This is a genomic window from Streptomyces sp. NRRL F-6492 (assembly GCF_001280125.1).
Taxonomy (GTDB): Bacteria; Actinomycetota; Actinomycetes; order Streptomycetales; family Streptomycetaceae; genus Streptomyces.
On sequence record NZ_LGEG01000210.1, the window covers coordinates 43,440 to 69,469 of the forward strand.

Here is a 26,030-nt window from a genome sequence, read left to right on the forward strand (position 1 = left end):
TCAGACCTGCTCCGGGTGCTCCCGGTCGTACTCCCCGGTCAGCTCGCGGCAGCGCTCCACGTCGCCCGCCATCGCCCGGAGCAGGTCGTCCAGGGTGTCGAAGCGCAGCATCCCGCGCACGTACGCCAGGAAGTCGACGGCCACGTGCAGCCCGTACAGGTCGAGCCCCTCGCGGTCGATCGCGTACGCCTCGACGGTCCGTTCGGTGCCGTCGAACTGCGGGTTCGTGCCGACCGAGACGGCCGCCGGCATCCGCTCCCCGGCGGCCGTCAGCCAGCCCGCGTAGACGCCGTCGGCCGGGATCGCGGTGTGCGGCAGGGTCTCGACGTTGGCGGTCGGGAAGCCGAGCTCGCGGCCGCGCTGGGCGCCGCGGACCACGACGCCCTCGACGCGGTGCGGGCGGCCAAGGATCTCGGCGGCCCCGGCCATGTCGCCCTCGGCGACCAGGCGGCGAGTGAGGGTGGAGGAGAAGGGTTCGCCGCCGCCCGCGCTGCCGCTGACGTACAGGTCGACGACCTCGACCTCGTAGTCGTAGGTGGCGCCGAGCTCGGCGAGGAAGGCGACGTTGCCGGCGGCCCGGTGGCCGAAGCGGAAGTTGGGGCCCTCGATGACGGCCCTGGCGTGCAGCTTGTCGACGAGCACCTTGACGATGAAGTCGGCCGGGGAGAGCTGGGAGAACTCGGCGGTGAACGGCAGGACGAGGACCGCGTCCACGCCGAGCCCGGCCATCAGCTCGGCGCGCCGGTGGTGCGGGGCGAGCAGCGGCGGGTGGCTGCCGGGCCGCACCACCTCGGAGGGGTGGGGGTCGAAGGTGACCACGACGGAGGGGACGCCGAGTTCGCGGGCGCGCTCGACGGCGCGTCCGACGATCAGCTGGTGCCCGCGGTGCACCCCGTCGTAGGAGCCGATGGTGACGACGCTGCGCCCCCAGTCCTGGGGGATGTCCTCCAAACCACGCCAGCGCTGCACTGTGACCGCTCCTCGTCCGCCTGTTCGCCGATTAAGCAGGTCTAAGACTGCCATGCCCACGCCCGTCGGCACGCATCGGCATGGGGGTGCCGGGGGTGCGCAGCGCGTCGAGGGTCCCGATGCCGAGCAGCGGTGCCCAGTCGCCGGGGGCGGCGACGATCCAGCCGCAGAGGAGTTCGGTGAAGACGGGCCGCTCGTGGACGAGGGCGGTGAGGAGCCGGTCGAGCCGTGCGGCGCCCTCGGGGGTGCGGACGCACAGGAGGCCGGCCCGGTGGGCGAGCCGCCGGGTGCGGGCCTCGCCGTTCCGCTCCGCGTCCCCGGCGGCGGCCGTCAGGAGGGCCTCCGGGACGGCGGGCTCCCCCGGCCCGGGGTCGTACCGCTCGTGCTCCAGGAGTACGTCGAGCAGCTCGTCGCGCAGATGGCGGGAGGCGCCGGTGCCGGGGGCGGCGAGCACGGGGGCGAGAGCGCGGCGGAGCGGGACGGACCGGCTCCGGATCAGGTCGCCGACCAGCGGGAGGAGCACGGCCCCGGCCCCGGGTCCGGCTTCGAGGCGCCGGTCCACGAAGGCGGCCACGTGCGGGGCGGCTTCGGGGTGGCGGAGGGCGTGGTCGCGGACGAGGGCGGCGGCGCGGCGGGCGAGGGCGGGCGCGTCGATCCCGGCGAGGGCCTCCAGGACGGCGGCCGGGTCCTCGCCGGGGGCGTCCAGCCGGGTCCGGAGGGCGTCGAGGGCCTGCTCGGGGTGGGTGGCGAGGGCCTCGACGAGGGCGTCCACGGGGACGCCGGGCTCGGTCGCGGCGCGGGGCAGGTGGCGGGCGCGGGTCTCCGGGTCGCGGACCAGGAGGCCGAGGGCGGCGCCGTGCAGGTCCCGGTCGGCGGGGCGGGCGAGGAGGGCGAGGGCCGCGTAGCGCAGCAGTTCGCGGTCGGCGGGGGCGGTGGCGCGGCCGGTGGCCAGGTGTCCGTACGCGGCGGCCGCGGCGCGGCGCTCCGGGCGTCCGTCGTCGTGGGCCCAGCGGTCGACGGCCCGGCAGAGGGCGGAGGTCTCGTCCCGGGCGAGGGCGGCGAGGAGGCCTTCGGCGAGGGGGTGGGCGGTGGCGACGAGCGCCTCGCACAGGTCGTCGACGGCGAGCGCCCGGTGGGCGTGCAGGAGGGCCTGGGCGGCGGTGGCGACGGTGGCGTGCGGGGCGGCGGGCAGCGGCCGGGCGTCGCCGAACCAGCGGCACAGGAGCGGCTGGACGCCCCGGGGGTCGGCGGCGAGCAGCTCGGCGACCGTGCCGAACCAGCGGTCCTCGCCCGGCGGGTCGGCGGTGACGAGCCGCCGGAGCAGGTCGGTCCGCTCGTCCTCCCCGACCGCGAGGCCCCGCCAGAAATCCGGCCCGAAGGCGGCGAAGGCGGGGCGGTGTCCCGGGCGGGCGCCGATCCGGTCGGCGAGCAGCCGCAGGACGGGCAGGCAGGGCCGGGGGTCCGGCATCCGCCGCAGGCTCTCCCCCAGCAGCCGCGCGGCCCACCAGGCGCCGTCCCCGTCCTGCCCGGCGTCCGCGAACCGGGCGAGCGCCTCGACGAGCCGGGCGAGCCGCGGCACGGACCCGCCCGCGCCGCGCTCCCGGTGTTCGAGCAGCAGCGCCTGGAGCACGGGCCCGATCCGGTGCCGGGGCACGGGCGGCGGCGCCGGGGCCCCGACGGCCCGGGGCTCCCCGCCGGACGGGCCGGGGAGGACGGCCGGGGGTACGGCGGGGACGGGGGCGCCCGGGTGGCCCGGATCGCCCGGGGCGTCCGGGGGCGCGTCCGGCGCCCGGTCCTCGTGGTGGGTGTGGACCAGGGCGTGGAGGGCCGTGTCCAGGTCGAGGTGGGCGGCCTGGAGCCAGTCGGCGAGTTCCTCGTGGGCGAAGCGGTAGCCGGAGCCCGCCGGGACGAGGAGGCCCTCGGTGAGGACGGCCGGGGCCCAGCCCTCCCGCCAGGGGAACAGCTCCTCGAAGGAGGCCCGGTCGAGGACGCCGTGGCCGGGGCCGAGGCAGCGGCGGGCCGCCTCGTGGACCCGGCCGGTCACGCGCGCGGCGAGCCGGCGGACGGCGGTCCCCCGGACGAGGGGCCGGGTGCCGGCGGCGATCCGGACGGCGGTCCGCAGGCACATCAGGTCGAGGTGGGCGGTGAAGACCTCCTCGCGGCGGGGCCGTCCCGGCACCTCGCCGGGCAGCGCGGCCCGGACCTCGGCGAGCAGCCGCAGGGCGAGCGGGTGCCGGGCGTCCGCCTCGGCGAGGTCCGTCTCCCCGATCCCGTACCCCTCGCGCACGGCCCGGGCCTCCGCCTCGGTGTACGGGCCGAGGACGACGGCGGCGGGCAGGCCGTCCCCGCCGCCGGCCGCGGGGCGGTGCAGGGCGTGCGGGCCGTAGAGGGCGCCCGCCCGCTCCCAGTGCTCGGGGCGGCAGGCGGTGGCGAGCCGGGCCCCGTGGGCGCGGAGCCACCGCTCGGTGGCCGCGGTCCAGGCGGGGAGCCGGTGGGCGAGGAGCGGGGGCATCTCCTCGGGGCCGTCGAGGACGACGAGGAGCGGCCGGCCGGCCTCCCGGGCGAGGGCGGCGGCCCGCTCGGGGGTGGCGGTGGTGGTGTCGCCGAGGGCCCCGGAGGCGGTGACGATGCGTCCGGCCCGGTCCAGGGCGCGGCCGACGGCGTCGGCGAGGGAGTGGTCCTCGGCGCGCAGGTCGGCGCCGCGCAGCCGGACGGTGGGGGCGGGTTCGGCGCCCAGGGCGCGGCGGGCGCAGAGCGCGGCGAGGGCGGTGGTGCGGCCGGTGCCGGGGGTGCCGACCAGGGCGAGGACGGGGGCGTCCCCGGCGGTGAAGCGGTCGAGTTCGCGGGCGCATCCGGCGCGCTCGACGGGTTCGGGCCAGGGGCCGGGGTCCCGGACGGGCCCGGAGGAGGTGGCGGTGAGCTCCAGGATCCCGGCGAGGTTGAGGTCGGGGCCGTAGGCGGGGACGGTGGCGGCGTTGCGGCGCAGCAGGGCGGTGAGCGGGCCGTCGGGCCGGAGCGGGACCGCGTACCCGGCGGCCCGGCGGCCGCCGTGGAGGGCGGTGCCGAGGACGGCGAGGACGGTGCCGGTGGTGGTGTCGAGGACGGGGCTCCCCGCGGCCCGGCCGCCGCGGCGGAGCGCCTCGGCGCCCTCGGTGCCGATGGCGAGTGCGAGGGCCTCGTCGAGGTCGTGGAAGCGGTCGGCGGCGGTGTACGTGACGGTGGCGGGGCCGAGGACGCGCGCCTCGCGCCAGCCGTGGGCCTCGATCCGGACGTACGTGCCGGGCTCGACCTCGGGGCGGGTCGCGAGCGGCAGGGGGCGGACGCCGAGCCCTTCGCTGTGGACGAGGGCGAGTCCGCTCTCGGGCAGGGGGACGACGGCCCCGGCCTCGGCGAGCCAGCTGCGGTCGCCGGGAGCGCGCAGCAGGACGCGGCTGAGCCCGTCGACGGCCTCGTGGCTGGTGACGACCGTTCCGTGGTGGTCGGCGAGGAAGCCGGTGCCGCGCGTCCGGCCCGCCGGATCGCAGATCCGCACCAGCGTCGCCAGGTCCCCGCGTCCCATGGTGACGACGGTAGGCCGCCGGTGATCACCCCACGGCACGCGCAGGGGAACGCGCCCCCTTCCGCTCCCCCTTTCGCTCCGAGCGCCTCCCCGTCGGAGTGAATTTCCGTGACTTCCGCGGACAGGGTCCCGCCGGGGAACGAGAGTGGGGCGGGTACGCGCGCGTACCCGCCCCACTCGGGGCCCGGGGGCCCGTTCCCGTTCCGTCAGCCGAAGACCGCGAGGCTCTTCGCCTTGCCCCGCTGGTCCTCGACCAGGGCGAGCAGCTTCCCCTCCGGTCCGAAGACCGCGACGGGACCCTTCGGGTACTCCGGCATCTCCAGGCGGACGCCGTTGAGCAGCAGCCGGGCCCGCTTCTCGTCGACGTCCCAGCGCGGGAACGCCGCCGAGGCCGCGTCCGCGACCGGCATGACCGTCAGCTCCTCCTGGAGCTGGTCCAGGGTCCTGGCCGAGTCCAGCTTGTACGGGCCGACCCGGGTGCGGCGCAGCGCGGTCAGATGGCCGCCCACGCCGAGCCCGGCGCCGAGGTCCCGGGCGAGCGCCCGGATGTACGTACCGGAGGAGCAGACCACCGAGACGACCAGGTCGACCACGGGGGTGCCGTCCTCGGCGACGGCCTCGCGGACGTCGTACACCCGGAAGGAGGAGACGGTGACCGGCCGGGCCGGGATCTCGAACTCCTCGCCGCCGCGCACGCGCGCGTACGACCGCTTGCCGTCGATCTTGATCGCGGAGACCTTCGACGGCACCTGCATGATGGCGCCGGTCAGCTCCGCCACACCGGCGTCGATCTGCTCGCGGGTGACCTTCGAAGCGTCGACCGACGCCGTGATCTCGCCCTCGGCGTCGTCGGTGATCGTGGTCTGGCCCAGGCGGACGGTGCCCAGGTACTCCTTCTCGGTCAGCGCGAGGTGACCGAGGAGCTTGGTCGCCCGCTCCACGCCGAGGACGAGGACGCCCGTGGCCATGGGGTCGAGCGTTCCGGCGTGGCCGACGCGGCGGGTCTTCGCGATCCCGCGCATCTTGGCCACGACGTCGTGCGAAGTGAAGCCCGACGGCTTGTCGACGATGACAAGGCCGTCGGGCGTGGGGGCTGTGTTGCTCATTCGGCGGCTTCGTCCTCGCCCGGCTTCTTGTAGGGGTCGGCGTCGCCCGCGAAGCCGGCGCCCGAGGACGCCTCCCGCACCTGGGCGTCGGAGGCCCGCGCCTTGTCGAGGAGGTCCTCGATGGTGCGCGCGTTCTCCGGGAGGGCGTCGGCCACGAAGGTCAGCGTCGGGGTGAACTTGGTCCCCGCCGCCCGGCCCACGGCCGAGCGGAGGACGCCCTTGGCGCTCTCCAGGCCCGCCGCGGCGCTCGCCCGCTCCTCGTCGTCGCCGTAGACCGTGTAGAAGACCGTGGCCTCCCGCAGGTCACCGGTGACGCGGGTGTCCGTGATGGTCACGTGCGTACCCAGGCGGGGGTCCTTGATGCCGCGCTGCAGCTTCTCGGCGACCACCTCCCGGATGAGGTCCGCCAGCTTCTTCGCCCGCGCGTTGTCGGCCACTGGTCCTTCTCCTTCTTCGCCTTGCTCAATCAGTCTTCATCAGTGTGGAGCCTGCGGCGCACCGACAGCAGCTCCACCTCCGGCCGGGCGGCGACGAGCCGCTCGCACCGGTCCAGCACGTCGCTGAGGTGTCCCGGGTCCCCCGTCACCATCGCGACGCCGATCTCGGCCCGCCGGTGGAGGTCCTGGCCGCCGACCTCCGCCGCGCTCACCGCGAACTTGCGCTGGAGCTCGGCGACGATCGGCCTGACGACGGAGCGCTTCTCCTTCAGCGAACGTACGTCGCCGAGGAGCAGATCGAAGGACAGTGTCCCCACATACATGTGTGTCCGGATGTCCCGCCGGTTCGGGGTCAGTGGTCCCGCCCTCGACAGGGCGGGAACACCAGAACCGTACACGCAACGGCCGGGGCCGATCGACGGAATAAGTTCCGCCGACCGGCCCCTGCTCACTGCTGCGATCGGACGCGATCAGGCGCGCGGCTTCTCGCGCATCTCGTACGTCGCGATGACGTCGTCGATCTTGATGTCGTTGAAGTTTCCGAGGTTGATACCACCCTCGAAGCCCTCGCGGATCTCGGTGACGTCGTCCTTGAAGCGGCGCAGACCGTGGATCGTGAGGTCCTCGGCGATGACCTTGCCGTCGCGGACGAGGCGCGCCTTGGTGTTGCGCTTGACCTCGCCCGAACGGATGAGGACACCGGCGATGTTGCCCAGCTTGGACGAGCGGAAGACCTCGCGGATCTCCGCCGTGCCGAGCTCGACCTCTTCGTACTCCGGCTTGAGAAGGCCCTTGAGCGCCGCCTCGATCTCCTCGATCGCCTGGTAGATGACCGAGTAGTACCGGACGTCGACGCCCTCGCGCTCCGCCATCTGCGCGGCACGGCCGGCCGCACGGACGTTGTAGCCGATGACGATGGCGTCGGAGCCCATGGCCAGGTCGATGTCCGACTCCGTGACCGCACCCACACCGCGGTGCAGGACGCGGATGTCGACCTCCTCGCCGACGTCGAGCTGGAGCAGCGAGGCCTCCAGGGCCTCGACCGCACCGGACGCGTCGCCCTTGATGATGAGGTTGAGTTCCTGGACGAGACCGGCCTTGAGCACCTTGTCGAGGTCCTCCAGGGACACCCGGCGGACGCGCTTGGCGAAGGCGGCGTTGCGCTCGCGGGCGGCGCGCTTCTCGGCGATCTGACGCGCCGTACGGTCCTCGTCGACCACCAGGAGGTTGTCGCCGGCACCCGGCACGTTGGTGAGACCGAGCACCAGGACGGGAGTCGACGGGGCCGCCTCCTCGACGTTGTTGCCCTTGTCGTCGAGCATCGCCCGGACGCGGCCGTACGCGTCGCCGACCACCACGGTGTCGCCGATGCGCAGCGTTCCGCGCTGGACCAGGACGGTCGAGACGGCGCCGCGACCGCGGTCGAGGTGGGACTCGATCGCGATGCCCTGCGCGTCCTGGTCCGGGTTGGCCCGCAGGTCGAGCGAGGCGTCCGCGGTGAGGACCACGGCCTCCAGCAGGGAGTCGATGTGCAGACCCTGCTTGGCGGAGATGTCGACGAACATGGTGTCGCCGCCGTACTCCTCGGCCACGAGACCGAACTCGGTCAGCTGGCCGCGGACCTTGGTCGGGTCCGCGCCCTCGACGTCGATCTTGTTGACCGCGACGACGATCGGGACGCCGGCGGCCTTGGCGTGGTTGAGCGCCTCGATCGTCTGCGGCATGACGCCGTCGTTGGCCGCGACCACGAGGATCGCGATGTCGGTCGACTTCGCACCACGGGCACGCATGGCGGTGAACGCCTCGTGACCCGGGGTGTCGATGAAGGTGATGCGACGCTCTTCGCCGTTGACCTCGGTGCCCACCTGGTAGGCGCCGATCTGCTGGGTGATGCCACCGGCCTCGCCCGCGACGACGTTCGTCTTGCGGATCGCGTCGAGCAGTCGGGTCTTTCCGTGGTCGACGTGACCCATGACGGTCACGACCGGCGGACGGGCGACCAGGGCCTCTTCGCCGCCCTCGTCCTCGCCGAACTCGATGTCGAAGGACTCGAGCAGCTCGCGGTCCTCCTCCTCGGGCGAGACGATCTGAACGGTGTAGTTCATCTCCTCGCCGAGCATCGTCAGCGTGTCGTCGGAGACCGACTGCGTGGCCGTGACCATCTCGCCGAGGTTCATCATCACCGCGACGAGCGACGCCGGGTTGGCGCCGATCTTCTCGGCGAAGTCGGTGAGGGACGCACCGCGCGACAGGCGGATGACCTCGCCGCCACCGCGGGGAAGCATCACGCCGCCCACGGACGGGGCCTGCATGGCCTCGTACTCCTGGCGCCTCTGACGCTTCGACTTGCGACCGCGGCGCGCGGGACCGCCGGGACGGCCGAAGGCGCCCTGCGTGCCACCACGGCCACCCGGACCACCGGGACGACCGCCGAAGCCGCCGGGACGACCGCCGAAGCCGCCGCCACCGCCGGGACCGCCCGGACGACCGCCGCCACCGCCACCGGGACCACCGGGACGGCCGGCGAAGCCGCCGCCGCCACCGCCGGGACCGGCCGGACGACCGGCGAAGCCGGGACGACCGCCGCCGCCACCGCCGGGACCACCCGGACGGCCGCCGGGGCCACCGGGACCACGACCGCCGGGGCCGGGACGCGGGCCGGCAGCGGGACGCTGCGGCATCATGCCCGGGTTCGGACGGTTACCGCCGGGCGCGCCGCCCGGACGGGGAGCCTGCGGACGGGGCATGCCGCCCGGAGTCGGACGGGCACCGCCCTGACCCTGCGGGCGCGGGGCGCCGCCGGGGCCGCCCTGCGGACGCGGGGCACCCGGAACGGCACCGGGGCCGCCGGGACGGGGAGCGCCGCCGCCCGGACGCGGCGACTGCGGCCGCGCCATGCCGGTGGAGCCGCCCGAGGTGAACGGGTTGTTGCCCGGACGGGGACCGGCCGGACGGGCACCGCCCGGACGGGGGGCCTGCTGGCCGCCGGGGCGCGGAGCGCCCTGGCCCTGCGGGCGGGGCGCCTGCTGGCCCGGACGGGCGGCCGGGCGGGGGCCCGGGGTCGCGCCGGCGGGACGCTGCTGCTGGGCGGCCGGGGCCGCCGGAGGCGCGGTGAACTCCGGAGTCGTCGGAGCCGGGGAGGCCGGCGCCGGCTTCGGCGCGGCCGGGGGCTTCGGACCCGGGGTGGGACGACCGCCGGCGGGGGCCGGGGTCGAGGGCTTCTCCGCGGCCGCGGGCTTGGGCGCCGGGGTGGGCGCGCCAGGCTTCGGGGCGGCGGGTCGAGCCGTCTGCTGCGCCGGGGACGGCGCGGGGGAGGCCTGCGCCGGCTTCGGCGCGGCAGGGGTGGGCGTCGCCTTGCGGGGCGCGCCGGGCTTGGCAGCGGTCTTGCCGGCGTTGCCGCCGGGACCCTGCAAAGCGTCAGTCAACTTGCGCACGACCGGCGCCTCGATCGTCGAGGACGCCGAACGGACGAATTCACCGAGTTCTTGGAGCTTGGCCATGACGACCTTGCTCTCCACACCGAACTCCTTGGCGAGTTCGTATACCCGGACCTTAGCCACTTCGCTCCTTTGAGGTCCGGTTACCGCCGGACCGTCGCTACTTCATGGGCGTACTCATCGCGTACTCATCGAGTGCTCATCGCAATCTCGACCTACTTCCAACTCGCGAGGTACCTGACCGCACGGTGATCCGTGCCGTACTTCTTCACTGCTGTGCCGATCGCTCGACGTGGTGGCGGAGTGCCGCGGTGTCGAGCGGGCCCTGGACCCTGAAGGCCCTCGGGAACGCTCGGCGGCGGACCGCCAGATCGAGACAGACCACGGCGGGGTGCAGGTACGCACCCCGGCCGGGCAGCGTACCGCGATGATCCGGAACGCACTCGTCCTTGTTCACCACGATCCGCAGCAGATCGCTCTTGGCCGCTCGCTCCCGGCATCCCACGCAGGTTCGCTCAGGGCACACGCGGGCGTGCGTCCGGCCAGACACGATTAAGTCTACCTCCCCGTACCGACCCCGCCCGTTTGGGGCAAGAATCGAACAGTCGTTGGCCAAAAACGGTCTCAGGCCTGGCCGGCCTGCTCCGTCTGCTCGGTGTCCGGACGGATGTCGATCCGCCAGCCGGTGAGGCGGGCGGCGAGGCGGGCGTTCTGGCCCTCCTTGCCGATCGCCAGCGACAGCTGGTAGTCCGGCACCGTCACCCGGGCCGAACGGGCGGCCAGGTCGACGATCTCGACCTTGGACACCCGGGCGGGGGAGAGCGCGTTCGCCACCATCTCGGCCGGGTCGTCCGACCAGTCGACGATGTCGATCTTCTCGCCGAGCAGCTCCGCCATCACGTTGCGGACGCGGCTGCCCATCGGGCCGATGCAGGCGCCCTTGGGGTTCAGGCCCGAACGGGTGGCGCGGACGGCGATCTTGGTGCGGTGGCCGGCCTCGCGGGCGATGGCCGAGATCTCGACCGAGCCGTCCGCGATCTCCGGCACCTCCAGGGCGAAGAGCTTCTTCACCAGGTTGGGGTGGGTGCGCGACAGGGTGACGGAGGGGCCGCGGACGCCCTTGGCGACCCGGACGACGTACGTCCGCAGGCGCAGGCCGTGGGTGTACTCCTCGCCCGGCACCTGCTCCTGGACCGGGAGGATGGCCTCCAGCTTGTCGTCCAGCCTGACCAGGACGTTCTTCGGGTCCTTGCCCTGCTGCACCACACCGGCGACGACGTCGCCCTCGCGGCGCGCGTACTCGCCGAAGGTCACGTCGTTCTCGGCGTCCCGCAGCCGCTGCTGGATGACCTGGCGGGCGGTGCTCGCCGCGATCCGGCCGAAGTCCGAGGGGGTGTCGTCGAAGTCCTTGGGCTCCTGGCCCTCCTCCAGGTCGGAGGGGTCCTCCTTGGCCCAGACGGTGACGTGGCCGGTGTGCCGGTCCAGCTCCACGCGCGCGTGGCGGCGGGCGTCGGGGGTGCGGTGGTACGCGATGAGGAGGGCCGACTCGATCGCCTCGACCAGCAGGTCGAAGGAGATCTCCTTCTCATGCGCCAAGCCCTTGAGAAGCTTCACGTCGATGTCCACGGCTACGCCTCCTCTTCCTTCTTGTCCTTGCGGTTGAACTCGATCTCGACACGCGCCTTGGAGACGTCGGCGAACTCGATCCGGCGGGCGGTGGGCCTGCGCCCCTTCACGCCCGGCACTTCGAGGTCGAGGCCGTCCTCGTCCACGGCGAGGATCCGGGCGACCAGCTCGCCCTCGTCGGCCAGCTGGAGCCGGACGAGCCGGCCGGTGGCGCGCACGTAGTGGCGGTGCTCGGTGAGGGGGCGGTCGGCGCCGGGGGAGCTGACTTCGAGGACGTACTCGCCCTCGCCCATCGCGTCGGTCTCGTCGAGCTTCTCGGAGATCGCGCGGCTCAGCTCGGCGCAGGCGTCCAGCTCCACGCCCTCGTCCGAGTCGACGACGATCCGCAGCAGTCCGCGGCGGCCCGCCCGGGACACCTCGATCTCTTCCAGATCCAGGTCCTTCGCGCGGACGAGCGGCTCGACGAGTCCGCGCAGCCTGTCGCTCTGGGTGGTGCTCATCCGGGTGACTCCTCGGCCGCGTGTGCTGTTGTGTTTCGTCGCGTGTCAGACCAAAGGGTATCCGGTCCGGGAGGGTGTTGCCGTCCATCGCCCGGGGGGCCGCGGGTACGCTCGCCTGCGGTGATCCGAACGATCTTCCGATGCGTACGGATCTTCGACTGTGGACGGCGGCCGAGGGAGAAGGCGTGACGACGACGGGCAGACGCGCGCTCCTCGCGGCGGGGGCGGCCGCGGGGGCGACGGCCCTGGTGGGCTGCACCTCCTCCGGCGGGGAGGGGCCCCGGCGGCCGAGCGCCGCCGAGCGGGAGGCCGAACGGGTGGCGCGCGCCGAGGCGGCGCTGCGGGCACGCTCGGTGACGGCCGCGCGCGGGCTGCTCGAACGGTACGACGCGGTGCTCGCCGCGCACCCCGCCCTGGCGCCCCGGCTGGCGCCGCTGCGGCGCTCGGTGGCGGCGCACGTGAAGGCCCTCGGCGAGGGCGGGACGGACGCGGTGAAGCCCGCCGCGGCCTCCCCGGCGCCCTCCGCCTCCGCGCGCCCCACGGCGGCCTCCCCCGCGCCCGTCCCGGTGGCGACCGACCCCGCGACGGCCCTCGGGGAGCTGGCGGCGGCCGAGCGGACCGCCTCCGACGGCCATGCGGACGCGCTGCTGGCCGCCCCGCCGGAGTACGCCCGGCTGCTCGCCTCGGTGGCGGCCTCGGGCGCCGTCCACGCCTATCTGCTGACCGAAGGAGCCCGGGCATGAGCGCCCTCGACGCCACCCAGGCGGCGCTGGCCGCCGAGCACGCGGCCGTGTACGGGTACGGGGTCGTCGGCGGCCGGATCGCCCCGGAGCGCCGGGCGGAGGCCACGGCCGCGTACGAGGCCCACCGGGCCCGCCGGGAGGTGCTGCGCCGGGCGGTGCGGGACCTCGGCGGCGCGCCGGTGGCGGCGGCCGCCGCGTACGGGCTGCCGTTCCGGGTAGGGGATCCGGCGGGCGCGGTGCGGCTCGCCGCCGTCCTGGAGGACCGGGTGGCCGGCGTCTACTCCGACCTGGTCCGGGCCACCGAGGGCCCGGCCCGGCGGGAGGCGGCCGCCGCGCTCAGGGAGGCGGCGGTACGCGCCGTGCGCTGGCGCGGCGGCGACGTAACCTTTCCTGGGCTCGCCGAGCGGGCCTGAGCCCCGCCCCGACCGAAGGAACAACGTACGCATGGCTTTCGAACCGCCGCAGCGACTCGTCCGGGCGCTCGGCGAGACGTACGGGGAGACCGTCGCGGCCGAGTGGCTCGGGGAGCTGCCGGAGCGGGCGCGGACCGCGCTCGACCGGGACTCCCTGGACGCCGAGCGGGTGATGGCCCCCGGCGGGCGGAGCAGCCTGGTGGTGCTCGTCCGGCGGTCCGACGGCTCCCCCGCCGCGCTCAAGGTGGCGCCGCCGTTCGCCCGGCCCGACCGGGAGCGGGAGGCGCTCGCCCACTGGAACGGCTGGGGCGCGGTGCGGTTGCTCGAAGGGGCCGGCGAGGAGGGGATCCTGCTCGAACGGCTCCACCCCGAGGTGTCGCTGCGCTCCCTGCCGGAGGCGAAGGCGCTCCTGGAGGCGGCCGGGACCGTGCGGAAGCTGTGGGTCGAGCCCCCGGCGGAGCACGGCTTCGAGTCGGTGGCCGGGCGGACGGCCCGGCAGGCCTCGGTGATGGACCACTACCGTGCGGACGCGACCGCCGGCGAGCTGACGGCGGCGGCGCTCGCGGCGCGCGAGGAGCTGGTGGCCGGGGAGGCCGAGACGGTGCTCCTGCACGGCAACTTCCGGCAGGGCAAGGTCCTGGCCGGTGACCGGGCGCCCTGGCTGGCCGTGGGGCCCGAGCCGCTGGTCGGCGAGCGGGCCTACGACCTGGCCCGGCTGGTGCGGGACCGGGTGGAGGACCTGGTGGCGGCCTCGGCGGGCGCCTCGGCGGCCCGGCGGCGGGTGAACAGGCTGGCGGACTCGCTCGACGTGGACCGGGAGCGGCTGCGGGGCTGGACCCTGTTCCGCGCGGTGGAGTCGGGGACGCGGGCGCTGACGGCGGGGCGGCGGCAGGACGCGGAGCTGCTGCTGGAGTTCGCGGGCTGGCTGTAGGCCGCCGACCGGTCGCACGTTCGCGGGCAGACTGGAGGGGAATACCCTTTTTGTACCGTTCGCCGTGCAGCCGGGCATCGGCGTTCGGACCGACCCCTGGGGGCCGTGATGGTCGAAGAGCTGCTGATGGCGGTGGCCGGCGCGGGCGCGGCGGCGGCGGTGTACGCGGGCGCGGCGGCGCGGGTGGTCAAGCAGTACGAGCGCGGGGTCGTCTTCCGCTTCGGCCGGCTGCGCGGCAAGGTGCGCTCCCCCGGCTTCACGATGATCGTCCCGGTGGTCGACCGGCTGCACAAGGTGAACATGCAGATCGTCACGATGCCGGTGCCCGCGCAGGAGGGCATCACCCGGGACAACGTGACGGTCCGGGTGGACGCGGTCGTCTACTTCAAGGTGGTCGACCCGTCGGACGCCCTCGTGCGGGTGGAGGACTACCGGTTCGCGGTCTCGCAGATGGCGCAGACCTCGCTGCGGTCGATCATCGGCAAGAGCGACCTCGACGACCTGCTGTCCAACCGGGAGAAGCTCAACCAGGGCCTGGAGCTGATGCTCGACAGCCCGGCGCTGGGGTGGGGCGTCGCCATCGACCGGGTCGAGATCAAGGACGTGTCGCTGCCGGAGACCATGAAGCGGTCGATGGCCCGGCAGGCGGAGGCGGACCGGGAGCGGCGGGCGCGGGTGATCAACGCGGACGCGGAGCTCCAGGCGTCGAAGAAGCTGTCCGAGGCGGCGGCGGTGATGTCCGACCAGCCGGCGGCGCTCCAGCTGCGGCTGCTGCAGACGGTGGTGGCGGTGGCCGCCGAGAAGAACTCCACGCTGGTGCTGCCGTTCCCGGTGGAGCTGCTCCGCTTCCTGGAGCGCGCGACCCCGGACGCCAAGCCGGGCGCGACGCCGCACCCGGCGCACCGGGGCGCGGAGGTGGAGATACCGCCCCTGCTCGGCGACGCGCACCTGAAGGGCCGGGCGGCGGCGGAGGACGCCATCGAGGACCTGACGGGCACGTCGGTGGAGCCCGCTCCCCGGGAGGACTGACACGGCGACGGCCCCCGCCCCCTCGTGCGGGGCGGGGGCCGTCGTGCGCGGCGGGGGTCAGGCGGTCAGGCGGGCGATCGCCTCGTCCACCGTCAGCTCCTCGCGCTCGCCCGTGCGGCGGTCCTTCAGCTCCACGACGCCCTCGGCGGAGCGGCGGCCCGCGACGAGGATCTTCGGGACGCCGATGAGCTCCGCGTCGGTGAACTTGACGCCCGGGGAGACGCCCGCGCGGTCGTCGACCAGGACGCGCAGGCCCGCGGCGGACAGCTTGTCGGAGACCTCCAGGGCCAGCTCGATCTGGAGGGCCTTGCCGGCGGCGACCACGTGGACGTCGGCCGGGGCGACCTCGGCGGGCCAGCACAGGCCCTTGTCGTCGGCGGTCTGCTCGGCGAGCGCGGCGACCGCGCGCGAGACGCCGATGCCGTACGAGCCCATGGTCACGCGGACCGGCTTGCCGTTCTGGCCGAGGACGTCGAGCTTGAGGGCGTCGGCGTACTTGCGGCCGAGCTGGAAGATGTGGCCGATCTCGATGGCGCGGTCCAGCTTGAGGCCGGTGCCGCACTTCGGGCAGGGGTCGCCCTCCTCGACGACGACCACGTCGACGTACTCGGTGACCTCGAAGTCGCGCCCGGCGACGACGTTCTTCGCGTGGGTGTGCTCCTTGTTGGCGCCCGTGATCCAGGCCGTGCCCGGGGCCACCCGCGGGTCGGCGAGGTACGTGACCTTGTCGAGGCCCTGCGGGCCGACGTAGCCGCGCACGAGGTCGGGGCGGGCCGCGAAGTCGGTCTCGGTGACCATCTCGACGGTGGCCGGCGCGAAGTGCGCCTCGACCTTGCCGAGGTCGACCTCGCGGTCGCCGGGGACGCCCACGGCGACGATCTCGCCGTCGACCTTCACCAGGAGGTTCTTCAGGGTGGCGGAGGCCGGGACGCCGAGGGAGGCCGCGAGGGTCTCGATGGTCGGGGTGTCCGGGGTGGGGATCTCCTCGGCGGCGGGCACGGCGGAGCCGTCCACGGCCTTCAGCGCGAAGGAGACCGCCTCGGTGTTGGCGGCGAAGTCGCAGTGCGGGCAGTCGGCGAAGGTGTCCTCGCCGGCCTCGGCCGGGGCGAGGAACTCCTCGGACTTCGAGCCGCCCATCGCGCCCGCCGTGGCGGCGCAGATGCGGTAGTCGAGGCCGAGGCGCTCGAAGACCCGCCGGTAGGCCTCGCGGTGCAGGGCGTACGCCTGGGCGAGGCCCTCGTCCTCGGTGTCGAAGGAGTACGAGTCCTTCATCAGGAACTCGCGGCCGCGCAGGATGCCGGCGCGGGGGCGGGCCTCGTCGCGGAACTTGTTCTGGATCTGGTAGAGGATGACCGGCAGGTCCTTGTAGGAGGACGCCTGGTCCTTCACCAGGAGGGTGAAGATCTCCTCGTGGGTGGGGCCGAGGAGGTAGTCGCCGCCCTTGCGGTCCTGGAGGCGGAACAGTTCGGCGCCGTACTCGTCCCAGCGGCCGGTGGCCTCGTAGGGCTCGCGGGGCAGCAGCGCCGGCAGGGAGACCTCCTGGGCGCCGATGGCGTCCATCTCCTCGCGCACGATCCGCTCGACGTTCGAGAGGACCTTCTTGCCGAGGGGCAGCCAGCTCCAGATGCCGGCGGCGGTGCGGCGCACGTATCCCGCGCGGACGAGGAGCTTGTGACTGAGGACCTCGGCGTCCGCCGGGTCGTCGCGCAGCGTCTTCGCCATCAACTTCGACATGCGCTGGACCGGTGCGTTGGCCATGGTTCTCGTACTCCTGCCGGGACTGCGGTTGATGGGCCCGAGGTTAGCCGGGCGGCCCCGGGGACGGGAAATCAGTTCCGGCGCGGCAGCGGCAGCGGGGCGCCCATCACGGCGTACGGGCGGGGGGCGCTGGGGAAGTGGACCCGGCGGGCGAGGTCCTGGTAGCCGAGGGAGCGGTAGAGGGCGCGGGCGGGGCTCTCGGTGTCGATCGCGGAGAGGATCGAGCGCGGCTCGTCGGCCGTGTCGGTGATGGCGGTGATCAGCGCGCGGCCCGCGCCCCGGCCCTGGAAGTCGGGGTGGACGTGGAGCTCGGTGATGGTGAAGGAGCCGTCGAGCCAGTCGGCGGTGCCGGTGGCGCGCAGGTACGTCTCGACGACGGTGGACCACCAGTGGGTGCGGTCGTTGGGCATGCCGTACACGAAGCCGACGAGCCGTCCCTCGGGGGTGGTGGCCCCGTGGGCGCGGGCGCCGGGGCAGAGCAGGTGGCGCAGCACGATGTGGCGGCGCACGGCGACCTCGTCGGCGTCCAGGCCGAAGGCGACCGCCTGCACGGCGAGGGCCTCGTCCACCCGGGCGGCGAGATCAACCGGTCCGATCACGATCTCCGCATCATCCATGCGGCGCACCCTACAAGCGGCCGGCCCCCTCAGAACAGCACGCTCATGAAGGCCCCGGTCTCCCGGAAGCCGACGCGGCGGTAGGCGGCCCTGGCGGGGGTGTTGTAGTCGTTGACGTACAGGCTCACCACGGGGGCGACGTCGGCCAGGGCGTACCGGAGGACGGCGGCCATGCCGATCTCGGAGAGGCCCTTGCCGCGGTGCTCGGGGGCGACCCAGACGCCCTGGATCTGGCAGGCCTGGCGGGTGGCGGCGCCGATCTCGGCCTTGAAGACGACCCTGCCGTCCTCGACGCGGGCGAAGGAGCGGCCGGCGCCGACGAGTTCGGCGACCCGGGCCTGGTAGAGCAGGCCGCCGTCGTTGGCGAGCGGGGAGACGCCGACCTCCTCGGTGAACATGGCCACGCAGGCGGGCATGATCACCTCCATCTCGTCCTTGCGGACGCGGCGCACCAGGGGGTCGGGCACCACCGTGGTGGAGGGTCCCTCGGCGACCATCAGGGGCTGGTTGGCCCTGACGTCCCTGGCGGGGCCCCAGCTGGGCTCCAGGAGCCGCCACAGCTCGGTGGTGGCCTCGGCGGGGCCGACGATGGAGGAGCAGCGGCGGCCCGTCCTGCGGGCCCGGTCGGCGAAGGCGCGGACGGCCTGGGGGGTGGCGCAGATCGGGACCAGGTTGGCGCCGGAGTAGCAGAGCGAGCGCAGCCGTCCCTCGCTGTACCAGCCCCACATCTCGCCGCCGAGGCGCCAGGGGTCGAGCCCGGCGAGCTGGACGCGGGCGGTCACGAACGCGTTCTCGACGGGGGCGCTCTCCAGGACGGCGAGGGCGGCGCCGAGGTCGGTGGGTTCGAGGACCCGAGTGGTGGTCTCTGTCAACACGAGGGGGCCTCACCGTGCGGTTCCGCTGATTCCACGCACTTTACCCGGAGGGCCCGGGACCACGCCTCCGGCGGCGGAAAGCCCCGCCTCCCGGGACGGGCGGCGGGGCTTCCTCAGGGCTTTTCGGAGAAAGCGCGCGGTGTCAGCCGGCGACGGCGACCGACGGCTCGCCGCTGGCGACGCCGTCCTTCTCCATCTGCTCGGCGATCTTCAGCGCCTCCTCGATGAGGGTCTCGACGATCTTCGACTCGGGCACGGTCTTGATGACCTCGCCCTTGACGAAGATCTGGCCCTTGCCGTTGCCGGAGGCGACGCCGAGGTCGGCCTCGCGGGCCTCGCCGGGGCCGTTGACGACGCAGCCCATGACGGCGACGCGCAGCGGGACGGTCATGCCGTCGAGGCCGGCGGTGACCTCCTCGGCGAGCTTGTAGACGTCGACCTGGGCGCGGCCGCAGGACGGGCAGGAGACGATCTCCAGGCGCCGCTGGCGCAGGTTCAGCGACTCCAGGATCTGGATGCCGACCTTGATCTCCTCGGCCGGCGGCGCGGAGAGCGAGACGCGGATGGTGTCGCCGATGCCCTGGGAGAGCAGCGCGCCGAAGGCGACGGCGGACTTGATGGTGCCCTGGAAGGCGGGGCCCGCCTCGGTGACGCCGAGGTGCAGCGGGTAGTCGCACTGGGCGGCGAGCTGGCGGTAGGCCTCGACCATGACGACCGGGTCGTTGTGCTTGACCGAGATCTTGATGTCGCGGAAGTCGTGCTCCTCGAAGAGGGACGCCTCCCAGAGGGCGGACTCGACGAGCGCCTCGGGGGTGGCCTTGCCGTACTTCTTGAGGAGCCGCGCGTCCAGGGAGCCGGCGTTGACGCCGATCCGGATCGGGGTGCCCGCGTCGTTGGCGGCCCGGGCGATCTCCTTGACCTTGTCGTCGAACTGCTTGATGTTGCCCGGGTTGACGCGGACGGCCGCGCAGCCCGCGTCGATCGCGGCGAAGACGTACTTCGGCTGGAAGTGGATGTCGGCGATGACCGGGATCTGGGACTTCCGGGCGATCGTCGAGAGGGCGTCGGCGTCGTCCTGGGTCGGGCAGGCCACGCGCACGATCTGGCAGCCGGAGGCCGTCAGCTCGGCGATCTGCTGGAGCGTGGCGCCGATGTCGGAGGTACGGGTGGTGGTCATCGACTGCACGGAGACGGGGGCGTCACCGCCGACGGCCACGGTGCCGACCTGGATCTTGCGGCTCTTGCGCCGCTCGGCGAGCCGGGTCGGGACGGTAGGGATACCGAGAGAAATCGCGGTCATCTGTTGTGCAACCTCAAGGTTGTGCGTCGGCGGGCTCAGGTCTCCGAGGTTACCGCCCCGGCGGTGGAGGGCCGGACACCACCGGGTCCGGCCCTCCCGGGCTTCACGTCAGCTTCACCGGGTTGACGATGTCGGCGGCGAGGACGAGCAGGGTGAAGCAGACGAAGACGCCGGCCACCACGTACGCGGCGGGCATCAGCCTGGCCACGTCGAACGGGCCGGGGTCGGGGCGCTTGAAGATCCGGGCCGTGTGGCGGCGCACGGACTCCCACAGGGCGCCCGCGATGTGGCCGCCGTCGAGCGGCAGCAGCGGGAGCATGTTGAAGAGGAACAGCGAGACGTTGAACATCACCAGGATGTTCATGAACCACACGAGGATCCGCTCCGGGGGGGCCTCGACGGTCATGAGCTCGCCGGTGATGCGGGCGGCGCCGAGGACGCCGACGGGCGAGTCGTCGGCGCGCTCGCCGTCGCCGAAGGTGGCGTCCCAGAGGCCGGGGATCTTGCCCGGGAGGGCGATGACCGAGTGGACGCCGTTCTCCAGGAGGTCGGTCATCCGGTCGGTGGTCTCGACGAAGGTGAGGGGCGCGACCTCGGTCTTGGAGGCGAAGCCCAGGTAGCCGGCGTCGACGTAGGTCAGCGGCTGGACGACCCTGCCGTCCTCGTCCTTCTTCGGGACCTTGTTGGTGACGAGGGTGGGGTGCAGGTCGATCCGCTGTCCGGCCCGCTCGACGGTGACCGTCGCGGGGCCGGTGGTGTCGCGGATGCGGTCGGAGAGGGTGTTCCAGTCGCTCACCGGCGTGCCGTTGAAGGCGACGATCCGGTCGCCCTCCTTCAGACCCGCCCGGAACGCCGGGGAGACCGGGTCGCCCGCCGCGCACGTGTCGCGCTTCTCGCTCTGCTCGATGACGCACTTCTGGACGCCGGCGACCCCGGTCGTCTGGCCCTCGATGCCCAGCGTCATCATCGAGCCGAAGAAGAGCGCCACGGCCAGGACCAGGTTCATGAACGGCCCGGCGAACATCACGATGACGCGCTTCCACGGCTTGCGCGTGTAGAAGAGCCGGGTCTCGTCGCCCTCCTTCAGCTCCTCGTACGAGGCCTCGCGGGCGTCCTCGATCATGGAGCGCCAGGGCGAGGTGGAGCGGGCCTCGATCCGTCCGTCGTCGCCCGGCGGGAACATGCCGATCATGCGGATGTAGCCGCCGGCCGGGATGGCCTTGATGCCGTACTCGGTCTCGCCGCGCCTCTTCGACCAGATCGTGGGGCCGAAGCCGACCATGTACTGCGGGACGCGGATGCCGAAGAGCTTGGCCGTGGAGAGGTGGCCGAGCTCGTGCCAGGCGATGGAGACGAGCAGTCCGAACGCGAACAGCACGATGCCCAGGACGTACAGGAGCGTTTCGTTCATGCGCGGGCCTCCGCTGTTGCCTTCGCTGCGAGCTCTCGGGCCCGGGCCCGTGCCCAGGTCTCCGCTTCGAGGACGTCCGGGACGGTGAGGGAGGTTCCCGTGACGGGAACGCCGTGCTCCGCCACGACCGCCGTGACCGTGTCCATGATGCCGTTGAACGGCAGCCGCCCGGCCAGGAACGCCTCGACGCACTCCTCGTTGGCGGCGTTGAAGACGGCGGGGGCGGTGCCGCCGAGGTCGCCGACGTGCCGGGCCAGGCCGACCGACGGGAAGGCCTCGGTGTCGAGCGGGAAGAACTCCCAGGTGGAGGCCTTGCTCCAGTCGAAGGCGGGGGCCGCGTCCGGGACCCGCTCGGGCCAGCCGATGCCGATGGCGATCGGACCGCGCATGTCGGGCGGGGTGGCCTGGGCGAGCGTGGAGCCGTCCGTGAACTCCACCATCGAGTGGACGTACGACTGGGGGTGGACGACGACCTCGATGCGGTCGAAGGGGATGTCGTAGAGCAGGTGGGCCTCGATGACCTCCAGGCCCTTGTTGACCAGGGTCGCGCTGTTCACCGTGATCACCGGGCCCATGGCCCAGGTGGGGTGGGCGAGCGCGTCCTCGCGGGTGACGTGGGCCAGCTCCTCCCTCGTACGGCCGCGGAAGGGGCCGCCGGAGGCGGTGACGACCAGCTTGCGGACGTCGGCGCGGGTGCCGGCGGCGAGCGCCTGGAAGAGGGCCGCGTGCTCGGAGTCGACCGGGATGATCTGGCCGGGCTTCGCGAGCGCCTTCACCAGGGGGCCGCCGACGATCAGCGACTCCTTGTTGGCGAGGGCGAGGGTGCGGCCGGCTTCGAGGGCGGCCAGGGTGGGCGCGAGGCCGATGGAGCCGGTGATGCCGTTGAGGACGGTGTGGCACGGGGAGGCGGCCAGCTGCGTGGCGGCGTCCGGCCCCGCCAGGAGTTCCGGCAGGGGCTCGGAGCCGTACAGCGCCTTCAGGGCCTCGCGCAGCTCGGGCAGCGCCTCCTCGCGGGCGACCGCGACCGCGGCGACCCCCAGCCGGTGCGCCTGCTCGGCGAGCAGTCCGATCCGGCCGCCGGAGGCGGCCAGGGCGGTGACCCGGAAGCGGTCGGGGTTGCGCAGCACCAGATCGATGGCCTGGGTGCCGATGGACCCGGTCGAGCCGAGGACGACGACGTCCCGGCGTCCTTCGGAGGCGTCGAAGGCGACGTGCGGGTCGGCGAGGGGTGAGGGGCGGTCGGTCATGCCCCCATTCTTGCGCCAAACGCGGCGCGGTCTTCACGGGGTGCGGACGAACGTGTCGAAGACCCGGTGGAAGTCGGGGAACGTCTTCTTCACGCAGCCGGGGTCGTCGAAGGTGACGCCCGGGACGCGCAGGGCGGTGACCGCGAAGGACATGACGATCCGGTGGTCGCCGTGGGCGGCGATCTCGACGGGCCCGGTCGGGGTGCCGGGGTGGATCTCGATCCAGTCGGGGCCGGTGCGGACGGTGATCCCGAGGCGGCGCAGGTTCTCGGCACAGGCGTCGAGGCGGTCGCACTCCTTGACCCGGGTGTTGGCGACGTCCTCGATGCGGACCGGGCCGTCGGCGAACGGCGCGAGGGCGGCGAGCGTCGGCATGGTGTCGGAGATGTCCCGCATGGTGACGGTGAGTCCGCGCAGGGTGCCGGTGGAGCGGACGGTGGTGGCGTCCGCGCCGATCTCGACGTCGGCGCCCATGCGGCGCAGGACGTCGACGAAGGCGAGGTCGCCCTGGAGGGCGCCGGTGCCGAGACCGGGGACGGTGACGGAGCGGCCGGGCAGCAGCGCGGCGGCCGCGAAGAAGTAGCTGGCGGTGGAGGCGTCGGGCTCGATGCCGTACGTCCGCGCCCGGTAGCCGGTGGGGGCGACCCGGTAGGTGCGGCCCTCCCGCCGGACCTCGGCGCCGAAGCTCCGCATCATGGCGAGGGTGATCTCGACGTACGGCTCCGAGACCAGGTCGGTGACGGTGATGTCGAGGCCCTCGGCGGTGAGCGGGCCGAGCAGGAGCAGGGCGGTGAGGTACTGGGAGGACTGCCCGGCGTCCAGGGTGAGCGCGCCGCCCTTGACGCCGCGGGCGTGGACGGCGAGCGGGTGGTGGCCCTCCCGCCCGCCGTGCCGGAGGTCGACGCCGAGGGCGCGCAGGGCGGTGGTGAGGGGGCCGAGGGGGCGCCTGCGCATCTGGGCGGAGGCGTCGAAGCGGTACGTGCCGTGGCCGGCGGCGGCGAGGGCGGGGAGGAAGCGGGCGGTGGTGGCGCCGTCGCGGCAGTGGACGTCGGCGGTGTCCGCGCCGGGTCCGGCGGGCCGGCCCTCGACGTGCCAGGCGCCGGGCTCGCGGCGGACGGCGTAGCCGAGGGCGGCGAGCCCTTCGGCGAAGCCCTCGGTGTCGTCGGAGACGAGGGGCCGCAGGAGGGTGGTGGTGCCCTCGGCGGCGGCGGCGAGGAAGAGCGCGCGGGCGGTGACGGACTTGGAGCCGGGGATGTCGATGACGGTCACGGGCGCCATCCTGCCGTCTCGTCCCGAGGGACGGACCGGCGTCCCGCATGGCGGAACGGGGCCCGCCGGGCGGGGAGCGGGCAGCGGGAAAGGCGGTCCGGCTCCCCGCACAGTGGAGCCGGACCGCCCGGTCCGGGTGGGGCGTGCGCCCCGGGGTCGTACGGCCCGGGAGTGGTGCGTCCCGGAGGCCGTACGGTTCTCGGCCCCGCGTCCTAGAGGGCGAGGCCCGTCAGGACCAGGACGCGCTCGTAGGTGTAGTCGTCCATCGCGTACTTGACGCCCTCGCGGCCGACGCCGGAGCGCTTGGCGCCGCCGTACGGCATCTGGTCGGCGCGGTACGAGGGGACGTCGCCGACGATCACGCCGCCGACCTCCAGGGCGCGGTGGGCGCGGAAGGCGGCCTGCAGGTCGTGGGTGAAGACGCCGGCCTGGAGGCCGAAGTCGGAGTCGTTGACCGCGGCGAACGCCTCGGCCTCGCCGTCGACCTTCGCGATCGTCAGGACCGGGCCGAAGACCTCGGCGCGGGCCAGGGTGACGCCGGCCGGGAGGTCGGTGAGGACGGTCGGGGCGTAGGTGGCGCCCTCGCGCTTGCCGCCGGCCAGGAGCGTGGCGCCGGCCGCGACGGCCTCGTCCACCCAGGACTCGACGCGCTTGGCGGCGGCCTCGTCGACGAGCGGGCCGACGTCGGTGGCGTCGTCCGCCGGGTCACCGGTGACCTGGGCCTCGACGGCGGCGACGATCTTCGGCAGCAGGCGGTCGTGGACGGAGGAGTCGACGATCACGCGCTGGACGGAGATGCAGGACTGGCCGCCCTGGTAGTTGGAGAAGGTGGCGATGCGGGTCGCGGCCCAGTCCAGGTCGGCCTCGGAGGACCAGTCGGGCAGGACGACGGCCGCGGCGTTGCCGCCGAGCTCCAGGGTGCAGTGCTTGTGCGGCACGGACTCCTGGATGGCGTAGCCGACCGTGTCGGAGCCGGTGAAGGAGATGACCGGGAGGCGCTCGTCCTGGACGAGGGCGGGCATGCGGTCGTTCGGCACGGTCAGGATCGACCAGGAGCCGGCCGGCAGGTCGGTCTCGGCCAGGATCTCGCCCAGGACCAGGGAGGAGATCGGGGTCGACGGGGCCGGCTTGAGGATGATCGGGGCGCCGACGGCGATGGCCGGGGCGACCTTGTGGGCGCTGAGGTTCAGCGGGAAGTTGAACGGCGCGATGCCGAGGACGACGCCCTTGGGGATGCGGCGGGTCAGCGCGAGCCGGCCCACGCCGCCGGCCTCGGTGTCGAGGCGCTGGGCCTCGCCGCCGTTGAAGCGGCGGGCCTCCTCGGCGGCGAAACGGAAGACGGAGACGGCACGGCCGACCTCGCCGCGGGCCCACTTGATGGGCTTGCCGTTCTCGGCGGAGATCAGCTGGGCGATCTCCTCGGTGCGCTCGGCGAGCCGCTTCGACACGTGGTCGAGGGCCGCGGCGCGGACGTGCGCCGGAGTGGCGGCGAACTCGTCGACGACGGCGTGCGCGGCGGCGACGGCCTCCTCGACCTGGGCCTCGGTGGGCACGCTGACCTTGCCGACCAGACGTCCGTCGAAGGAGTTCGTGACGTCGAAGGCGGCCTCGCCGGTGGCCTCGCGGCCGGCGAGCCAGAAGGCGTGGGTGGTCGTCATTGCGTCCCGGCCCTTTCCGTATCGGGGGGTGCGAGCGATTGCTCTCGTGACACGTTAGGGCCGGGGCGGCGGGTGTGGGTTTGTCCGGTGTGGAGTGGTGGGACTGGATCCCTGTCCGAATTGGCCGAAGGAGGGGCCGGGGGTCGTGCCCGGGGAGTCCGGTGCTCCGACCCGTCCCCTCCACTCGTCCCCTCCGCTCATCCCCTTCACTCGCCCCCTCCGTTCATCCCCTCCGCTCGGTCGACACGATCAGACAGACACCGGCCACGACGATCGCGCCGCCGAGGAGGACGGGCCAGGTCAGGGCCTCGTTCAGGACGAGGGCGCCGAGGGCGACCGCGACGACGGGGTTGACGTACGCGTAGGTCGCGACGAGGGAGAGCGGGGCCGCCTGGAGGAGCCAGGCGTACGCGGTGAAGGCGATCAGCGAGCCGAAGACGACTAGGTAGGCGAGGGCCGTCCAGGAGCGGGCGGAGACCTCGGCGAGGTCGAGCCCGTGGTGCTCGCCGCGGAACAGGCCGACGGCGACGCCGGCGAGACCGCCCGCGACCATCTCGTACGCGCTGGCGGCGAAGGGGTTGGCGGGCATCGGGAGGCGCGAGGAGGTGAAGGATCCCACGGACCAGCTGAGGGCGGCGGCGACCACGAGGAGGACGCCGCCGATCCGCACCTCGCCGGTCAGGCCCGGCAGGGTGAGGACGCCGAGCCCGGCGAGGCCGAGCAGGACGCCGCCGATCGCGCCGGGGCCGGGGCGCTCGCCGGCGGCGGCGCGCAGGACGACGACCCAGGCGGGGACGACGGCGATGAGCAGCGCGGCGAGGCCGGAGGGGACGGAGGTCTCGGCGAGGACGACGAGCCCGTTGCCGCCGAGGACGAGGAGCAGGCCCACGAGGAGGGCCGACCCGAGCTGACGGCGGGTGACCCTGAGGGCGGCGGGGCCCTGGCGCCAGGCGATGATCCCGGCGAGCAGCAGTCCCGCGGTGACGAAGCGGGCGCCGCCGGAGAGGAACGGCGGCAGGGTCTCGACGACGACCCGGATGCCGAGGTAGGTGGACCCCCACACGACGTACACGATGCCGAGCGCGGCCCAGACGGCGCCGGTGATCCGGCGGGCGGGGGTCGGGGGCGCGGCGGGGGGGGGGGGA

At 74.0% G+C, this 26,030-nt stretch carries 22 protein-coding genes; 4 read left to right on the forward strand and 18 right to left on the reverse strand.

What is annotated here, in order from left to right:
• From ADL08_RS15865 to rimP, 9 genes are all read right to left on the reverse strand, one after another.
• Complete coding sequence (locus ADL08_RS15865) at window positions 1-969, reverse strand: bifunctional riboflavin kinase/FAD synthetase (protein ID WP_078968237.1); 969 nt, start codon at window positions 967-969, stop codon at window positions 1-3.
• A gap of 31 nt (window positions 970-1,000) precedes the next feature.
• Window positions 1,001-4,528 (reverse strand): serine protease, encoded by a 3,528-nt coding sequence (locus ADL08_RS15870; RefSeq protein WP_053643339.1) that lies wholly within the window; start codon window positions 4,526-4,528, stop codon window positions 1,001-1,003.
• 206 nt (window positions 4,529-4,734) lie between these two features.
• On the reverse strand, window positions 4,735-5,634 hold the full coding sequence (gene truB / locus ADL08_RS15875; RefSeq protein ID WP_053643341.1) for a tRNA pseudouridine(55) synthase TruB: 900 nt from the start codon (window positions 5,632-5,634) through the stop codon (window positions 4,735-4,737).
• Complete coding sequence (rbfA, locus tag ADL08_RS15880) at window positions 5,631-6,071, reverse strand: 30S ribosome-binding factor RbfA (RefSeq protein ID WP_053643343.1); 441 nt, start codon at window positions 6,069-6,071, stop codon at window positions 5,631-5,633. Before rbfA ends, truB begins: the two co-directional genes overlap by 4 nt.
• A gap of 29 nt (window positions 6,072-6,100) precedes the next feature.
• Window positions 6,101-6,394, reverse strand: coding sequence for a DUF503 domain-containing protein (locus ADL08_RS15885; RefSeq protein WP_030217805.1), 294 nt, complete (start codon window positions 6,392-6,394; stop codon window positions 6,101-6,103).
• A gap of 147 nt (window positions 6,395-6,541) precedes the next feature.
• Complete coding sequence (gene infB, locus ADL08_RS35575; RefSeq protein WP_078968238.1) at window positions 6,542-9,631, reverse strand: translation initiation factor IF-2; 3,090 nt, start codon at window positions 9,629-9,631, stop codon at window positions 6,542-6,544.
• A 145-nt stretch (window positions 9,632-9,776) separates the two neighbouring features.
• Window positions 9,777-10,058: a YlxR family protein gene (locus ADL08_RS15895; RefSeq protein ID WP_078489512.1), complete on the reverse strand. Its 282-nt coding sequence runs from the start codon at window positions 10,056-10,058 to the stop codon at window positions 9,777-9,779.
• Window positions 10,059-10,132: 74 nt separating this feature from the next.
• Window positions 10,133-11,134 (reverse strand): transcription termination factor NusA, encoded by a 1,002-nt coding sequence (gene nusA, locus ADL08_RS15900; RefSeq protein ID WP_053643347.1) that lies wholly within the window; start codon window positions 11,132-11,134, stop codon window positions 10,133-10,135.
• A 2-nt stretch (window positions 11,135-11,136) separates the two neighbouring features.
• The gene (gene rimP, locus ADL08_RS15905; RefSeq protein ID WP_053643349.1) at window positions 11,137-11,634 is read right to left on the reverse strand and encodes a ribosome maturation factor RimP; all 498 of its coding nucleotides are present in this window, start codon (window positions 11,632-11,634) and stop codon (window positions 11,137-11,139) included.
• Window positions 11,635-11,774: 140 nt separating this feature from the next.
• Between rimP and ADL08_RS15910 the strand changes: the two genes are divergently transcribed.
• The 4 genes from ADL08_RS15910 (at window position 11,775) to ADL08_RS15925 (ending at window position 14,750) form a co-directional block, all read left to right on the forward strand.
• Window positions 11,775-12,377 (forward strand): hypothetical protein, encoded by a 603-nt coding sequence (locus tag ADL08_RS15910; RefSeq protein ID WP_053643351.1) that lies wholly within the window; start codon window positions 11,775-11,777, stop codon window positions 12,375-12,377.
• Window positions 12,374-12,790 carry a ferritin-like domain-containing protein gene (locus tag ADL08_RS15915; protein ID WP_053643353.1) on the forward strand — a complete coding sequence of 139 codons (417 nt, stop codon included), beginning with the start codon at window positions 12,374-12,376 and terminating at the stop codon, window positions 12,788-12,790. Before ADL08_RS15910 ends, ADL08_RS15915 begins: the two co-directional genes overlap by 4 nt.
• A 31-nt stretch (window positions 12,791-12,821) precedes the next feature.
• Complete coding sequence (locus tag ADL08_RS15920) at window positions 12,822-13,721, forward strand: aminoglycoside phosphotransferase family protein (protein ID WP_053643355.1); 900 nt, start codon at window positions 12,822-12,824, stop codon at window positions 13,719-13,721.
• A 108-nt stretch (window positions 13,722-13,829) separates the two neighbouring features.
• Window positions 13,830-14,750, forward strand: a complete 921-nt coding sequence (locus ADL08_RS15925) for a slipin family protein (RefSeq protein WP_053643357.1) — start codon at window positions 13,830-13,832, stop codon at window positions 14,748-14,750.
• Window positions 14,751-14,807: 57 nt separating this feature from the next.
• Here ADL08_RS15925 and ADL08_RS15930 read toward each other — a convergent pair whose 3' ends face one another.
• The 9 genes from ADL08_RS15930 to ADL08_RS15970 all read right to left on the reverse strand — a co-directional run.
• Window positions 14,808-16,508, reverse strand: coding sequence for a proline--tRNA ligase (locus ADL08_RS15930; protein WP_053643359.1), 1,701 nt, complete (start codon window positions 16,506-16,508; stop codon window positions 14,808-14,810).
• A gap of 71 nt (window positions 16,509-16,579) precedes the next feature.
• Complete coding sequence (locus ADL08_RS15935) at window positions 16,580-17,125, reverse strand: GNAT family N-acetyltransferase (RefSeq protein ID WP_053643361.1); 546 nt, start codon at window positions 17,123-17,125, stop codon at window positions 16,580-16,582.
• Window positions 17,126-17,154: 29 nt separating this feature from the next.
• Window positions 17,155-18,000, reverse strand: a complete 846-nt coding sequence (locus ADL08_RS15940; protein ID WP_053643363.1) for a GNAT family N-acetyltransferase — start codon at window positions 17,998-18,000, stop codon at window positions 17,155-17,157.
• Between the two features lie 142 nt (window positions 18,001-18,142).
• A complete protein-coding gene (gene ispG / locus ADL08_RS15945) occupies window positions 18,143-19,300 on the reverse strand; it encodes a flavodoxin-dependent (E)-4-hydroxy-3-methylbut-2-enyl-diphosphate synthase (protein WP_053643365.1) in 1,158 nt (385 codons plus the stop codon).
• 103 nt (window positions 19,301-19,403) lie between these two features.
• Window positions 19,404-20,711, reverse strand: coding sequence for a M50 family metallopeptidase (locus tag ADL08_RS15950; protein WP_053643367.1), 1,308 nt, complete (start codon window positions 20,709-20,711; stop codon window positions 19,404-19,406).
• The gene (gene dxr / locus ADL08_RS15955) at window positions 20,708-21,958 is read right to left on the reverse strand and encodes a 1-deoxy-D-xylulose-5-phosphate reductoisomerase (protein ID WP_053643369.1); all 1,251 of its coding nucleotides are present in this window, start codon (window positions 21,956-21,958) and stop codon (window positions 20,708-20,710) included. The genes ADL08_RS15950 and dxr overlap by 4 nt, the downstream gene beginning before the upstream one ends.
• A gap of 33 nt (window positions 21,959-21,991) precedes the next feature.
• Complete coding sequence (gene aroA, locus ADL08_RS15960; protein ID WP_053643380.1) at window positions 21,992-23,227, reverse strand: 3-phosphoshikimate 1-carboxyvinyltransferase; 1,236 nt, start codon at window positions 23,225-23,227, stop codon at window positions 21,992-21,994.
• Between the two features lie 212 nt (window positions 23,228-23,439).
• Window positions 23,440-24,885 (reverse strand): aldehyde dehydrogenase family protein, encoded by a 1,446-nt coding sequence (locus tag ADL08_RS15965; RefSeq protein WP_053643371.1) that lies wholly within the window; start codon window positions 24,883-24,885, stop codon window positions 23,440-23,442.
• Between the two features lie 223 nt (window positions 24,886-25,108).
• Window positions 25,109-26,030, reverse strand: a 922-nt coding sequence (locus tag ADL08_RS15970) for an EamA family transporter (RefSeq protein WP_053643373.1), incomplete at its 5' end; no start/stop codon positions are given.

Excerpts from the sequence above, each read along its gene's own strand:
- rimP (WP_053643349.1), bottom strand. The coding sequence starts at position 11,634 with ATGAGCACCACCCAGAGCGACAGGCTGCGCGGACTCGTCGAGCCGCTC.
- ADL08_RS15885 (WP_030217805.1), bottom strand. The coding sequence starts at position 6,394 with ATGTATGTGGGGACACTGTCCTTCGATCTGCTCCTCGGCGACGTACGT.
- ADL08_RS15930 (WP_053643359.1), bottom strand. The coding sequence starts at position 16,508 with ATGGCCAACGCACCGGTCCAGCGCATGTCGAAGTTGATGGCGAAGACG.
- ADL08_RS15915 (WP_053643353.1), top strand. The coding sequence starts at position 12,374 with ATGAGCGCCCTCGACGCCACCCAGGCGGCGCTGGCCGCCGAGCACGCG.
- ADL08_RS15950 (WP_053643367.1), bottom strand. The coding sequence starts at position 20,711 with ATGAACGAAACGCTCCTGTACGTCCTGGGCATCGTGCTGTTCGCGTTC.
- ADL08_RS15935 (WP_053643361.1), bottom strand. The coding sequence starts at position 17,125 with ATGGATGATGCGGAGATCGTGATCGGACCGGTTGATCTCGCCGCCCGG.
- ADL08_RS15925 (WP_053643357.1), top strand. The coding sequence starts at position 13,830 with ATGGTCGAAGAGCTGCTGATGGCGGTGGCCGGCGCGGGCGCGGCGGCG.
- ADL08_RS15920 (WP_053643355.1), top strand. The coding sequence starts at position 12,822 with ATGGCTTTCGAACCGCCGCAGCGACTCGTCCGGGCGCTCGGCGAGACG.
- ispG (WP_053643365.1), bottom strand. The coding sequence starts at position 19,300 with ATGACCGCGATTTCTCTCGGTATCCCTACCGTCCCGACCCGGCTCGCC.
- ADL08_RS15965 (WP_053643371.1), bottom strand. The coding sequence starts at position 24,885 with ATGACGACCACCCACGCCTTCTGGCTCGCCGGCCGCGAGGCCACCGGC.
- truB (WP_053643341.1), bottom strand. The coding sequence starts at position 5,634 with ATGAGCAACACAGCCCCCACGCCCGACGGCCTTGTCATCGTCGACAAG.
- ADL08_RS15910 (WP_053643351.1), top strand. The coding sequence starts at position 11,775 with ATGCGTACGGATCTTCGACTGTGGACGGCGGCCGAGGGAGAAGGCGTG.
- dxr (WP_053643369.1), bottom strand. The coding sequence starts at position 21,958 with ATGACCGACCGCCCCTCACCCCTCGCCGACCCGCACGTCGCCTTCGAC.
- ADL08_RS15870 (WP_053643339.1), bottom strand. The coding sequence starts at position 4,528 with ATGGGACGCGGGGACCTGGCGACGCTGGTGCGGATCTGCGATCCGGCG.